The following is a 12,045-nucleotide window of genomic DNA, read 5'->3' as shown; positions in this document are numbered from 1 at the left end:
CTGTTGAGTATTGCCTGGAGAGGACAGTTCTTGATAAAATGTCCTTGGAAGAGTATGTTACAAGAAGCGGAAATTATAGATAGAGACAGTGAGGCGAGGAATTGATGAGAGACGGCGAAGACCGGATCGTAGGAATGGAAGATATTGTGCGGGCACACCATGTGCTGCGGGAGGTAATCGTCCGTACGCCGCTTCAGCTGGATGCGGTGCTGTCAGCCAAGTATGACTGCAATGTATACTTGAAGCGTGAAGATTTGCAGATTGTCCGTTCCTTCAAGATTCGTGGCGCATACAATATGATTCGCAGCCTGCCTGCTGAAGATAGAGCCAAGGGTATTGTCTGCGCAAGTGCGGGCAATCATGCACAAGGGGTAGCGTACTCCTGCAAAGCGCTAGGGATTAAAGGGAAAGTCTATATGCCAAGCACGACACCGAACCAGAAGATCAAGCAGGTCCGGCGCTTTGGTGGTGAGTTTGTGGAGGTTATTCTCAAGGGGGATACCTTTGATGATGCGTATGAAGAGGCTCTTCAGGCTTGTGTGGATCATAGCATGACCCTGATTCACCCGTTTGATGAACCGCGGATTATCGCCGGTAACGGAACGATTGCCATGGAGGTTATGGAGAGCCTGGACAAGCCGGCGGATTTTGTGTTTGTCACCATTGGCGGCGGCGGTCTGGCAGCAGGCGTAGCCACCTATGTGAAGACCGTAAGTCCTGCGACGAAGGTCATCGGTGTGGAGCCGACCGGGGCAGCTTCCATGAGTGAAGCCTTAGAACGCGGAGAAGTTGTAACCCTGGCGGAGATTAATAAATTTGTAGATGGGGCTGCTGTGAAACGTGTCGGCGGATTAACCTATGATATTTGTGCCCGTCTTTTGGATGATGTGGTCAAAGTGCCGGAGGGCAAGGCGTGCACGACGATTCTGGAGTTGTACAATGAGAATGCGATTGTTGTTGAACCGGCAGGCTCACTGCCCATTGCGGCACTCGACATGTACCGGGATCAAATCCGCGGCAAAACAGTGGTCTGCATCGTCAGCGGCGGCAACAATGATATTGACCGGATGCAGGAAATTAAGGAGCGTTCGCTCATTTATGAAGGACTCAAGCATTACTTCATGATTAACTTCCCGCAGCGTGCCGGTGCGCTGAAGGAGTTCCTGGCCCAAGTGCTCGGACCTGATGATGACATTACCCGTTTTGAATATACCAAGAAGAATGATAAAGAGAACGGACCGGCGCTTGTCGGGATTGAGCTGTTTCAGCGGGAAGATTATGAGCCGCTTATCGAACGGATGAAACAGAAGGGCGTCGATTATACGGAGATTAACAAGGAACCTAATTTATTTAATATGCTGATCTAAAATAAAAGGCCCGTCTCGGAGAAAATCCGGGGCGGGCCTTTCTGTGTATGCTAAGTCAGCGGGACCTCTTCCTTCAAATACTTCTCTACGCTGGCATCCTGCTTATAGCCGTTCTCTTTCAGCAGCTTCATCAGGCCGTCAAGCTTCTGCAGGTATGTGCTGCTGCCGTTATTTTTAGCCAGAATACTGGTGTAGGCCTTCTGTGCTTCCAAATCCATTTCCAGATTGTCATAGTGGAAGAGTGGCGTATTGTTCTGTCCGTAGAAGGTATTGGTGACATACACCCGATACAGTGTCTTGACCGCTGTGATCCGGTTCGACTTGGGATAGTGCTGGATGAACTGCTCCTGGTTCAAGGCTCTGGCGGCAACCTCGGACCAGCCGATGACCAGTCCGTTATCCTTGGAAGAAGGCAGATCCGACTCCGCGGCCATAATCGTTATATAATCGCGGATGTCGCTCATCACGTACACTTTATATTTGCGGTAGGCGGCGTAATCAATGACCGGGAAAAAGGAGCCCTCGGCCGTCTCCAGCTTATATCCGCTCTCCCCGGCACTTTTCAGTAAAGTGCGCAGGGCAGCATCCTCTGTACTCTCGGCCAGCTTAGCCATGCTGATCCCTGCCTTGTAAACGGAAGTAAGCTTCCGCTGTACAGAGCTGCCGCTGAATCTGCTATCCCAGACAGGAAGTGCCGCCTTGTGCAGGTTCTCAAGCTTCAGGATCAGAACAGTAGCCTGGTAAGGGCTGACTGCATAGATATTGCTGTTCAAATATTGGATGGCTTGCGGAAGCTTTGCGGAGTCTGCCAGAAACGGCAAAGCAGCTTTATAAACCGCCTGGGCATGGCTGCTGGTACCGGTCGCAGTAGTAAGCGTCTTCCCGGTTCCGGCAGAGGTGTCGGCAGCCGTCCCTTCGGCATGAACGGTTACGCCGGCTCCTTGCAGTCCAAGTGTGAGGGCCAGAGCAGTGGTTAGAATACTGTGCTTCTTCATGGAAGTTTCCCCCTGTGTTGTCGGAAGTGGAATAAGAAATCTAGGATTTGAAAAATATAAATTTCAGTCCGAGCCCGCCGGCCAGACCGATAATCAGGCTTACCCAGGGTGAGATCGTAATCACCGGGAACAGATTATCAAGGAATATCCCGGCAAAAATCACAACGACAGCAACTAGGACATAGATGCCGAGTGCCTTAATATCGAAAGTCTTGGCTTTGGGCGCATCATTCTCTGATAGTGAAGACATCCATCTCACCAGCAGCTCCATAAGCACGATGGAACCCAAGCCCACGACGATCAGTGTGAATACACTAACCTTGCCGAACATATCTGCTGAACCGCCGCTCCACTCCATAAAGAGCCCGGCAATGGCCATTACGCCGAAAAATAGGGTCAGCGCCGTCCACGCAATCATCAGGTAATAGTTCAGTTTGCTGCGTTCAGGCCGCGCTGGAACGCTGCCCATAATATCTTTGAAATAATCCTCCGGATGTTCACCGAAGATTTGCTTGGCATTTTTGCCTTTGCCCTGTCCCTGCAGCAGCAGTGCCGCCGCTTCCAGCAGCAGCTCCTCCGCACGTACCGGGTCTACCTGGCTTGCCCGCATAGCCAGAATCATATCTTCAAAGTATGAACGGTTAAACGGGGTCATTTGTTCACGCAGAGCGTTGTTTTCTTTAATCATAGCTTTAACTTTCATAGTATGGATGAAAACCTCCAAGTAGTGGTTAATCGGGTTAGCCTTTAACCTAGAGTATACGTTTGCACGGCGGTTGTGTGCAAGGACAACCCTTTCGCTTTGCCATGAATAATCTATTTTGGAAGAGTGAACACTGAAATTGTGATTAGCTTCACAAATATAGCTTAGGAAGGGCAGGTAGCGTTATGGGACATGAGAAGAAAAAAGAGGTAGGTAAATTCATGGGTGACGGCTTCGCACCTGCAGAGACAAACCAAGTGGGAGACTGGGGCAATTCTGACGGCTTCAGTCTGTGGGATGCTGCAGGACAGGATTCGGAGACCGGCTTCGAGGACTGGGAAGGCCGCCAGGAAACCCACGATATGTTTCACAACAGCTACGATTGAGTGAAGTTATGGGAAGGTTCGGCCTCTTTTGCTCCCAAGGAGCAGAAGAGGCTTATTCCTGTTCACATTTAGGTGTGTGGTTATTGACAATAAGAGCGTAAAACGTATAATAAAGATATTAATCATACTAAAGTAATCGGAATTATAATACTTTAAAATAGCCTTACTTTTGAGGGGGATACAACAATGGAGCGGAATATTGTAATCCGGCATAACCAGGAAGAACTTACAGCGAGCATACACTATCCATCACGGGAAAAGGGAACCTCCGGACGATGCAAGGACCGGGTGCCTCTGGCAGTCATCTGCCACGGGTTCGTAGGTAACCGGATCGGTGTTGACCGGATTTTTGTTAAGGCTGCGCGTGAGCTGGCCCAGGACGGATATATGGTAATCCGCTTCGACTATGCAGGCTGCGGCGAGAGCAGCGGCAATTACGGCAGTGAGGATATGGAATCGATGATTGCCCAGACCCGGGCAGTACTGGACTACGGCATCGGCTCAGCCGATGTCGATCCGCAGCGCGTCACCCTGATCGGTCACAGCCTCGGGGGAGCGGTAGCACTCTTGACCGCCGTCCGTGACCGCCGGGTTAAGAACCTTGTGCTGTGGGCGGCGGTTGGCTATCCGTTTAATGATATTGTGAAGATCGTGGGCAGAGAGGCCTATGACCGGTCTGTCAAAGCCGGCTCTGCCGATTATGCGGGCTATTCCTTTACTCCGGTGTATTTCAACTCTCTTGCGGCGTTCCAGCCTTTTCAGGAGGCCGGCAAATTCAGCGGCGATGTGCTGGTCATCCATGGCACCTCCGATGATGTGATTCCGGTGGATTATGCGTTCCTATACCAGAAGCTATTCTGGACACGCCCCGAAGGGCGCTGCGATAAAGAAATTATCTTCCAGGGAGATCATACCTTCTCATCCGGCCCGGCGCAGGAACAGGTGCTGAAACGGACCAAGGACTGGATGAACCAGCAGGAGCATTTACAGCAGGAATGGCAGAACTGGATGATATAGCATACGCGGTATTAAGATGGCGTCAGATATAGCAGCCAGTCCTTCTGCCAGAGAAGCTTACTCGCAATCCCCGGTAAATAGGGTTAAAATAAAGGGGCAGACCATATACTGGGTTATGGAGGAGGTTGGCTCCCTATGAAATTACCGGCATTTTTTATCGCGCATGGCTCTCCGGTCCTCGCGCTCGAGGATAACGAATATACCCGTTTCCTGGAGCGCCTTGGTCAGGATCTGGGGACGCCCCGGGGCATCGTTGTTTTCTCTGCACACTGGGACAGTCCCGAACAGCTGATTACAGTAGATGCACAGCACGAAACGCAGCATGATTTCTATGGATTTCCGGAAGAAATGTACTCCCTGACCTACCCGGCACCTGGCGATCCAGCGCTTAGCAGCCGGATTTCCGAGCTTTTTAACCAGAGCAATCTCCCGCACCAGCCGGTTCTGGGCCGTGGTCTGGACCATGGCGTTTGGGTCATTCTTAAGAAAATGTTCCCTCAGGCTGACATTCCGGTTGTGGCGTTATCAGTGGATTCTTTGCGCTCGCCTGAGGAACAGTATACGATCGGGCGGATGCTGGCTCCGCTGCGTGAAGAAGGGATTCTGCTGCTCGGCAGCGGCGGACTTGTACACAATCTGCGCATGCTGAAGCAGGATGATCAGCCCGAATCCTGGGCTCAGGAGTTCGACGCCTGGATCGCCAAAGGACTCGAAAGCTGGGATCTGCCTTCCTTGTTCGCTTACGAGAAGAAGGCGCCGCATGTACGGGATGCCGTTCCCTCTTATGGAAGAGAGCATTTTGTTCCGCTGTTTTACATTATGGGCACTGCCGATGCCGGCAGGCAGGCACAGCTGATGATTCAAGCTTACCAGTACGGCACGCTCAGTCTTAATTGTTGGATGGTAGATTAGCATAAATACAATAACCTGAGGATACAGCCGATAAAGAGGCTGTATCCTTTTTTATTTGCAGGCTCAAGACAAATAGGCCATGCTGTGATTAAATGGAAGGAACTAATGTATATTTCAAGTTCAATCAGTAGAAGTGAAAACCTTTAGGAGGAACAAAAACTGATGCCCCTGAACCGCTATCCTTCCCGGATGATATCCGTAATTTTGCTTGCTGCCCTGATGCTCTCCGCCTGCGGGTCAGAGAAGCCGGCGCCTGAGGCCGCTCCGACGGCCATGCCTACCTTGTCACCTCTGCCAAGCACAATACCCGAGCCGTCACCCACTGCTGAACCGGCAGCACAGCAGGTGTCCGGACTAACCGGTCTTCCCGTGCAGGAGGGCAGTCTGCCGCGTCCGCTCGCCGTCATGATCAACAATGCGCCAGCCGCCCGTCCGCAGTCCGGAGTAAGCGAGGCCGACATCCTGTATGAAGTGCTGGCTGAAGGCGGAATCACCCGGATCATCGGGATATTCCAGAGCCATACGGGAGTGGTCAAAATCGGCCCGATCCGCAGCATCCGCCCTTATCTGATCGATATCGGGGAGAGCTATGGCGGGGTAACGGTGCATGCCGGCGGCAGTCCGGCAGCTTATGCCATCCTCCAGCGGCAGAAGAAGGAGGATATGGACGAGATCGGCAAGGCCGGTGCTTATTTCTGGCGGGACAAGGAACGCAAAGCGCCGCATAATTTGTACAGCAACGCTGCAAAGCTGCGTGAAGGCGCTGCAAAGCTTGGCTATGCCGGGAGTGTAGCGGTTCCGGGTTACCAGTTCACCGATCCCGACTTTCTTCCGACTGAAGGGGAAGCCGCAGCGGAGCTGAACGTTAACTTTTTGCTCAAAAGCTATACGGTAGGCTATAAATATGATGCCCAGCGCCGGACCTACCTCCGCTCGGTCAACGGTAAGCCGCATCTGGATCTGAATAATAATAATCCGGTGGAGGCTGCAAACGTCATGGTGATTGGAGCGGATCATAAGGTGCTTGACGATGTAGGCAGACTTCAAATCGATGTGGAGCTGGGCGGAGAGGCGCTGCTCTTCCAGCGCGGAACAGTCCTGAAGGGCAAATGGGCGCGCAATCCGGGAGACATCATCCGCTTTGTAAAGGCAGACGGCACAGAAGCGCTGATGTATCCCGGGGTAACCCATATCCTGATCGTACCGAACAGCCCTTCTTTCAGCAGTCATGTGGAGTATCCGGTTTCGCCAAGCCGGGACTGATTTTGACCGGAAAAAAGCGGGTTCAGAGAATGAATTTGTCCATTCCGGGGAATTGTTAATATAGTGTAAAAAAGTTCGGTTCTTTTACTTCTATCCCTTCGGCTGATATGTTAAGATAACAAAGGTTGTCATTCATTTTCAGGCTGCTTACATCTGGAAGACATTCCGTTTTCACGGCAATTTTATGTAAAGGGGTTTAAACTAATGAAGTTGAAAAAAAAGGATATTTTCTTTGAGACTTTGGAAAATATGGCGGATACCATTGTCCAGGCGGCAGATTACTTCGCTCAGAATATTACCAGTCTCCGGGATAATGTCGATAATTTCGCTGCGGTGATGAAGAAGTACGAAAACCAATGCGATACCTACACGCACACTGTCATCAAGGAATTGAACAAAACGTTCATCACTCCGCTTGAGCGTGACGACATTATGGATTTGATCACCAGCATGGATGATGTTATGGATGGCCTGGAAGCTTCTGCTTCACGCTTCTATATGTACAACCTGCTGGACGCGGATGAATATATTGTGCAGTTCGCGGAAATCCTCCGCCAGTCTGCCTATGAAATTCAAAAAGCGGTTCATCTGCTCTCCCAGAAAAAGCTTCTGGCGATTCGTGAGTATACGATCCGTCTGAATGATCTGGAGAATCAGGGTGACGAGGTTCTCCGTATCTGCACCAAAAACCTGTTCGAAACCGTTACAGATCCTATCGAGCTGATTAAGCGCAAAGAGCTTTACGAGCGGTTGGAAACGACCACTGATAAATGTGAAGACGTAGCCAACATGCTGGAATCGATCATCATGCGCAATTCATAAGGGGCTCTAAGATATGGAAACATCATTATTAATGCTCAGTTTTGTTATATTTCTCGCGCTAGCGTTCGATTTCATCAATGGTTTCCATGATACGGCCAACGCCATCGCCACTTCTGTTTCGACACGTGCGCTGAAGCCGCGTACAGCCATTATTATGGCAGCGCTGATGAACTTCATCGGGGCGCTGATGTTTACGGGCGTAGCCAAGAAGATCGGCGGCAGTATCACCGATCCGACGCTGCTTACTAACGGTATTGACATTGTAGCTGCCACCCTGATTGCTGCTATCATCTGGAACCTGATCACCTGGTGGCTCGGTATTCCGTCCTCCTCCTCCCATGCCCTGATCGGTGCTTTGGCCGGTGCAGTCTATGTCGGAGCCGGTTCGGACCACATCAAGTGGAGCGGGTTCATCGAGATCGTTGAGGGGCTGGTATTCTCCCCGCTGATCGCCTTTGTGATCGGTTATATCATCATGACGATTCTTAAGTGGGTGTTTGCCAAACGCAGTCCGCATACAGTGAACAAAGGCTTCCGCTCGATGCAAGTGCTGACGGCTGCCCTGCAATCCTTTACACATGGTACCAATGATGCCCAGAAGGCAATGGGGATTATCACCTTTGCCCTGGTAACCTCGGGACATCTGAAGTCAATGGAAGTTCCGCTCTGGGTTAAAATCGCCGCCGCAACGTCTATGGCGCTCGGGACCTCGATTGGCGGATGGAAGATCATTAAGACGATGGGTACCAAAATATTCAAGATTGAACCGATCAACGGTTTTGCCGCAGATATCTCTGCTGCTTCGGTAATTTTCTCGGCCACCCTGCTGCATTTGCCGGTAAGCTCCACGCATGCCATTACATCGGCCATTCTCGGTGTGGGTTCAGCCAAACGTTTCTCTGCTGTGAAATGGGGAGTAGCCGGCCGGATTATCATTACCTGGTTCATCACCATTCCGATCAGCGCAGTGCTGGCAGGAATTATCTTTAAAGTTTTCTTCTAGAACAGGGTAACTAAGATGTTAGAGGCCAAGAACGGCTGCTGACATCTTTTTTTGTTGGTTAGCCAGGAATTCCATAGTTTGGGCTGAGGACACCAAAGGGTGTCTTTTTTGCTTATGTACAAGAGAGAAACGTCACTAAAAGTTACATGTGATTGATAAAAAACATTAATTGGGGCAAAAAGAAAATGAAATATCTCACTTTTTGAAAAGAAAATGACATGAATTTTTGAAAAACGAAGTAGGATTATATAGTTTTCGGTAGTCTCTACAGTAAGGTGTGTTCTAAGTGTTACCATAGCTGACAGTGAGCAGCTTGAGAATCTTATAACCAGAAGTGTGTAAAGGAGGCCTGTCGTTGATCGACTTTCATCAGGTAGAGAAACATTACGGACAATTTCATGTGCTGAAAACCATCGACCTTCATGTACAGGAAGGGGAAGTGGTTGTCGTAGTCGGCCCTTCCGGGTCCGGTAAAAGCACCATGCTGCGCTGCATCAACCGGCTGGAGACGATAACCAGCGGCGGACTGACTGTTGACGGGATAACGGTGAATGAACGCAAAACAGATATCAACAAGCTGCGCAAGGAGATCGGAATGGTGTTTCAGCATTTCAATCTGTATCCGCACAAAAAAGTGATCGACAATATTACATTGGCACCGATCAAGGTGCTGGGACTAAGCAAGGCAGAAGCCGAGAAGACAGCGATGTATTATCTGGAAAAGGTCGGCATTGCTGATAAAGCCCATGCTTATCCTTCCCAGCTGTCCGGCGGCCAGCAGCAGCGTGTCGCTATAGCCCGGGGGCTGGCGATGAAGCCGAAGATTATGCTGTTCGACGAACCGACCTCGGCGCTTGATCCGGAGATGGTCGGCGAGGTGCTCGATGTAATGCGTACCCTGGCCAAAGAAGGTATGACCATGGTAGTGGTTACACATGAGATGGGCTTTGCCAAAGAGGTGGCCGACCGGGTCATCTTCATGGATCAGGGACAAATCGTGGAAGAAGCCGAGCCAGCCCAATTCTTCGCCAGTCCAAGGGAAGAACGGACCCGGACGTTTCTCAGCCGTGTATTAAGTCATTAACCAAAATATATAGATTACGGGGAGGAAGAGAAATGAACAAATTTAAGAGCTTCAAATGGTTAAGTGTGCTGATGGTTGCAGCCCTATTCGTCATTGCCGGATGCGGAAATAACAATAATGCCGGGAATAATAGTGCAGCCAGCGGCGGCAATGCTGCCGGGAATGCGGCGGATTCTGCTGCAATCGCCAAGATCAAGGAACGCGGCAAGCTGCTGGTTGGAGTAAAATATGACACCCGGCTGTTCGGATTGAAGGATCCTGCTTCCGGTAACGTTGAAGGCTTCGATATCGATATCTCCAAAGCCATTGCCAAGCACATTCTGGGTGACGAAAATGCTATTGAGCTGAAGGAAGTAACCTCCAAGACACGCATTCCGATGCTGAATAACGGTGAGATCGATATGGTTGTCGCTACAATGACAATTACCGAGGAACGCAAGAAGGAAGTGGATTTCTCCGACGTGTATTTCCAGGCCGGACAATCGCTGCTCGTGAAGAAAGGCAGCCCGATTACCGGACTTGAAAGTGTAACCAAGGATACCAAGATCCTGGGCTCCAAGGGTGCCACTTCGATCAAGAACATTAAAGAGAAGGTTCCGGGTGTAACGGTGCTGGAATTCGATAACTATCAGGATGCTTTCGCAGCCCTGAAGGCAGGTCAAGGGGATGCGCTCACAACCGACGATGCAATTCTGTACGGTATGGCTTCCCAGGATGACGGTTATGAAGTTGTAGGTAAACCGTTCACCGATGAGCCGTACGGCATTGCCGTACAAAAAGGCAACACGGATGTGGTTAAGGCCATTAATGATACACTGGCTGAACTGAAAGCAAACGGCGAATACGATGCTATCTATACCAAATGGATCGGTAAAGCTCCAGCGAAATAAGTGTGAATAGATCTTGTTCTTATAAGGATTACAGAAACGGTACCCGGCCCTGTAGAGGACCGGCTCTGCCGTTTCTTCTTGTAAAAAGACAGATGGAGTAGGAATAAAGTAAGTGAGTCCAACTAATTATCTTGTAGGCAAGGGTAGGTGAGAACGATGGATTTTTCGATATTAACCGATTATTTCGGCCTTTATCTGGAGGGCTTTTGGGGTACGATTCTGTCTAGTGTGCTAGCCTTGATCGGCAGCTTCCTGCTCGGGTCTGTAATCGCGGTGTTCCGTATCACCACGGTGAAGGGACTTCGCTGGTTCGGAACAGGATACGTCGAGTTCGTCCGTAATATTCCGCTGCTGCTTGTGGTGTATATTTTCTATTACGGCCCGTCGGCACTGGGTTTTCCGCTTGACGGATTCAAGGCCGGAACGATAGGTCTGGCTGTGTACACCTCGGCATTTATTGCAGAAGCGATCCGTGCGGGAATTATGGCTGTTCCCAAAGGGCAGATGGAGGCGGCACGTTCGTCCGGACTCAGCTATATCCAGACGATGATGCATGTGATTTTGCCGCAGGCCATTAAGCTGGTCATTCCCCCGCTCGGGAACCAGTTCATTAACCTGATTAAGAACTCTTCCGTGCTGACCATTGTGGCAGGGATGGACCTGATGTATTTCGCAGACAGCATCTCTACAGAAACCTACCGCACCTTTGATACTTATATTTTTGTAGCGGTATTCTATCTGGTGCTGACACTGCCGCTCAGTTATGGCGTCCGGGTATGGGAGCGCAGATTGCAGCGGAAGTACTAATAGGCACACTCCCTGAATTATGATTTAGGAATACTTTGATAACTAGCAAGGAGGGATACTATGGATTTTGCCGGTGCATTTTCAGCCGCTAATTTAGGTTTTTTGATGGACGGCTTCTACCTTACACTGATTGTGGCTTTTGTGTCGATCATTCTGAGCTTCGTGATTGGCGTGATTGTCGGTGTAATCCGCTATGCGGAAGTGCCGGTCCTCTCGCCGGTGATGTTCTTTCTGGTCGAGCTAATCCGTAACTTGCCGCTGCTGCTGATTATTTTCTTCGTCCGCTTCGCGCTGCCGGAGGTAGGAATCAAGATGGGGCTGACCACTGCGGCGATTGCCGCACTCACGATCTTCGAGGCTGCGATGATTGCCGAGATAGTGCGCGGGGGATTAACGGCCGTTGACAAGGGACAGATTGAAGCCGCACGTTCATCCGGACTCAGCAGCTTCCAGACGCTATGGCATATCGTGCTTCCGCAGGGACTGCGTCATATGGTGCCGCCGCTCGTCAGCCAGTTCATTTCATTGCTCAAGGATACCTCACTCGCGACAATCGTCGCCCTACCGGAACTGATGCATAATGCGAAGATTGTGATGGGGCAGAAGGAAAGCTTTACGATTCCTGTTCTGCTGCTGATTGCCGTGCTGTATTTCGCAGTGAATTACCTGCTGTCAGTAGTTTCGAGAAGACTTGAGCATAAAACGGCCTGATTTACCGGAAACCAATACCAGGACGTATAAAAGTGGCAAGGGTTATGGTAGTATAGTTGACAACATCTCTTGGCAGGAGCAGTGG

At 50.4% G+C, this 12,045-nt stretch carries 13 protein-coding genes; 11 read left to right on the top strand and 2 right to left on the bottom strand.

Annotation, left to right across the window (positions count from 1 at the left end; translation table 11 throughout):
• Positions 1 to 104 precede the first annotated feature (104 nt).
• The gene (ilvA, locus tag L6H70_RS26290; RefSeq protein WP_236337190.1) at positions 105 to 1,367 is read left to right on the top strand and encodes a threonine ammonia-lyase IlvA; all 1,263 of its coding nucleotides are present in this window, start codon (positions 105 to 107) and stop codon (positions 1,365 to 1,367) included.
• A gap of 50 nt (positions 1,368 to 1,417) precedes the next feature.
• Here the strand turns inward: ilvA and L6H70_RS26285 are convergent, their stop codons facing one another.
• A complete protein-coding gene (locus L6H70_RS26285) occupies positions 1,418 to 2,362 on the bottom strand; it encodes a hypothetical protein (RefSeq protein ID WP_236337189.1) in 945 nt (314 codons plus the stop codon).
• Positions 2,363 to 2,402: 40 nt separating this feature from the next.
• Positions 2,403 to 3,065 carry a DUF1129 family protein gene (locus tag L6H70_RS26280; RefSeq protein WP_236337188.1) on the bottom strand — a complete coding sequence of 221 codons (663 nt, stop codon included), beginning with the start codon at positions 3,063 to 3,065 and terminating at the stop codon, positions 2,403 to 2,405.
• A 185-nt stretch (positions 3,066 to 3,250) separates the two neighbouring features.
• Between L6H70_RS26280 and L6H70_RS26275 the strand changes: the two genes are divergently transcribed.
• The 10 genes from L6H70_RS26275 to L6H70_RS26230 all read left to right on the top strand — a co-directional run bounded on the left by L6H70_RS26275 (position 3,251) and on the right by L6H70_RS26230 (position 11,960).
• A complete protein-coding gene (locus L6H70_RS26275) occupies positions 3,251 to 3,451 on the top strand; it encodes a hypothetical protein (protein ID WP_236337187.1) in 201 nt (66 codons plus the stop codon).
• A 186-nt stretch (positions 3,452 to 3,637) separates the two neighbouring features.
• Positions 3,638 to 4,468 carry an alpha/beta hydrolase gene (locus L6H70_RS26270; protein WP_236337186.1) on the top strand — a complete coding sequence of 277 codons (831 nt, stop codon included), beginning with the start codon at positions 3,638 to 3,640 and terminating at the stop codon, positions 4,466 to 4,468.
• 135 nt (positions 4,469 to 4,603) lie between these two features.
• Complete coding sequence (locus tag L6H70_RS26265) at positions 4,604 to 5,380, top strand: DODA-type extradiol aromatic ring-opening family dioxygenase (protein ID WP_236337185.1); 777 nt, start codon at positions 4,604 to 4,606, stop codon at positions 5,378 to 5,380.
• A 162-nt stretch (positions 5,381 to 5,542) separates the two neighbouring features.
• Positions 5,543 to 6,643 carry a DUF3048 domain-containing protein gene (locus tag L6H70_RS26260; protein ID WP_236337183.1) on the top strand — a complete coding sequence of 367 codons (1,101 nt, stop codon included), beginning with the start codon at positions 5,543 to 5,545 and terminating at the stop codon, positions 6,641 to 6,643.
• A 204-nt stretch (positions 6,644 to 6,847) separates the two neighbouring features.
• A complete protein-coding gene (locus tag L6H70_RS26255; RefSeq protein WP_236337180.1) occupies positions 6,848 to 7,465 on the top strand; it encodes a DUF47 domain-containing protein in 618 nt (205 codons plus the stop codon).
• A 13-nt stretch (positions 7,466 to 7,478) separates the two neighbouring features.
• Positions 7,479 to 8,468 carry an inorganic phosphate transporter gene (locus L6H70_RS26250; protein ID WP_236337178.1) on the top strand — a complete coding sequence of 330 codons (990 nt, stop codon included), beginning with the start codon at positions 7,479 to 7,481 and terminating at the stop codon, positions 8,466 to 8,468.
• Between the two features lie 355 nt (positions 8,469 to 8,823).
• Positions 8,824 to 9,552: an amino acid ABC transporter ATP-binding protein gene (locus L6H70_RS26245; RefSeq protein ID WP_236337176.1), complete on the top strand. Its 729-nt coding sequence runs from the start codon at positions 8,824 to 8,826 to the stop codon at positions 9,550 to 9,552.
• Positions 9,553 to 9,584: 32 nt separating this feature from the next.
• Positions 9,585 to 10,442 (top strand): glutamate ABC transporter substrate-binding protein, encoded by an 858-nt coding sequence (locus tag L6H70_RS26240; protein ID WP_236337174.1) that lies wholly within the window; start codon positions 9,585 to 9,587, stop codon positions 10,440 to 10,442.
• Positions 10,443 to 10,598: 156 nt separating this feature from the next.
• Entirely contained in the window at positions 10,599 to 11,249 is a 651-nt protein-coding gene (locus L6H70_RS26235; protein WP_236337173.1) for an amino acid ABC transporter permease, read from the top strand.
• A gap of 60 nt (positions 11,250 to 11,309) precedes the next feature.
• Positions 11,310 to 11,960 carry an amino acid ABC transporter permease gene (locus L6H70_RS26230; RefSeq protein WP_236337171.1) on the top strand — a complete coding sequence of 217 codons (651 nt, stop codon included), beginning with the start codon at positions 11,310 to 11,312 and terminating at the stop codon, positions 11,958 to 11,960.
• Positions 11,961 to 12,045 lie beyond the last annotated feature (85 nt).

The sequence above is a fragment of the Paenibacillus auburnensis genome, assembly GCF_927798115.1.
GTDB lineage: Bacteria > Bacillota > Bacilli > Paenibacillales > Paenibacillaceae > Paenibacillus_AQ > Paenibacillus_AQ auburnensis.
This window is presented reverse-complemented; position numbering and strand designations above follow the sequence as displayed.

What these genes read in the sequence shown, in the direction of transcription:
- L6H70_RS26280 (WP_236337188.1), bottom strand. Translation starts at nt 3,065, where the DNA reads ATGAAAGTTAAAGCTATGATTAAAGAAAACAACGCTCTGCGTGAACAA.
- L6H70_RS26250 (WP_236337178.1), top strand. Translation starts at nt 7,479, where the DNA reads ATGGAAACATCATTATTAATGCTCAGTTTTGTTATATTTCTCGCGCTA.
- L6H70_RS26260 (WP_236337183.1), top strand. Translation starts at nt 5,543, where the DNA reads ATGCCCCTGAACCGCTATCCTTCCCGGATGATATCCGTAATTTTGCTT.
- L6H70_RS26265 (WP_236337185.1), top strand. Translation starts at nt 4,604, where the DNA reads ATGAAATTACCGGCATTTTTTATCGCGCATGGCTCTCCGGTCCTCGCG.
- L6H70_RS26235 (WP_236337173.1), top strand. Translation starts at nt 10,599, where the DNA reads ATGGATTTTTCGATATTAACCGATTATTTCGGCCTTTATCTGGAGGGC.
- L6H70_RS26240 (WP_236337174.1), top strand. Translation starts at nt 9,585, where the DNA reads ATGAACAAATTTAAGAGCTTCAAATGGTTAAGTGTGCTGATGGTTGCA.
- L6H70_RS26270 (WP_236337186.1), top strand. Translation starts at nt 3,638, where the DNA reads ATGGAGCGGAATATTGTAATCCGGCATAACCAGGAAGAACTTACAGCG.
- L6H70_RS26230 (WP_236337171.1), top strand. Translation starts at nt 11,310, where the DNA reads ATGGATTTTGCCGGTGCATTTTCAGCCGCTAATTTAGGTTTTTTGATG.
- ilvA (WP_236337190.1), top strand. Translation starts at nt 105, where the DNA reads ATGAGAGACGGCGAAGACCGGATCGTAGGAATGGAAGATATTGTGCGG.
- L6H70_RS26275 (WP_236337187.1), top strand. Translation starts at nt 3,251, where the DNA reads ATGGGACATGAGAAGAAAAAAGAGGTAGGTAAATTCATGGGTGACGGC.
- L6H70_RS26255 (WP_236337180.1), top strand. Translation starts at nt 6,848, where the DNA reads ATGAAGTTGAAAAAAAAGGATATTTTCTTTGAGACTTTGGAAAATATG.
- L6H70_RS26285 (WP_236337189.1), bottom strand. Translation starts at nt 2,362, where the DNA reads ATGAAGAAGCACAGTATTCTAACCACTGCTCTGGCCCTCACACTTGGA.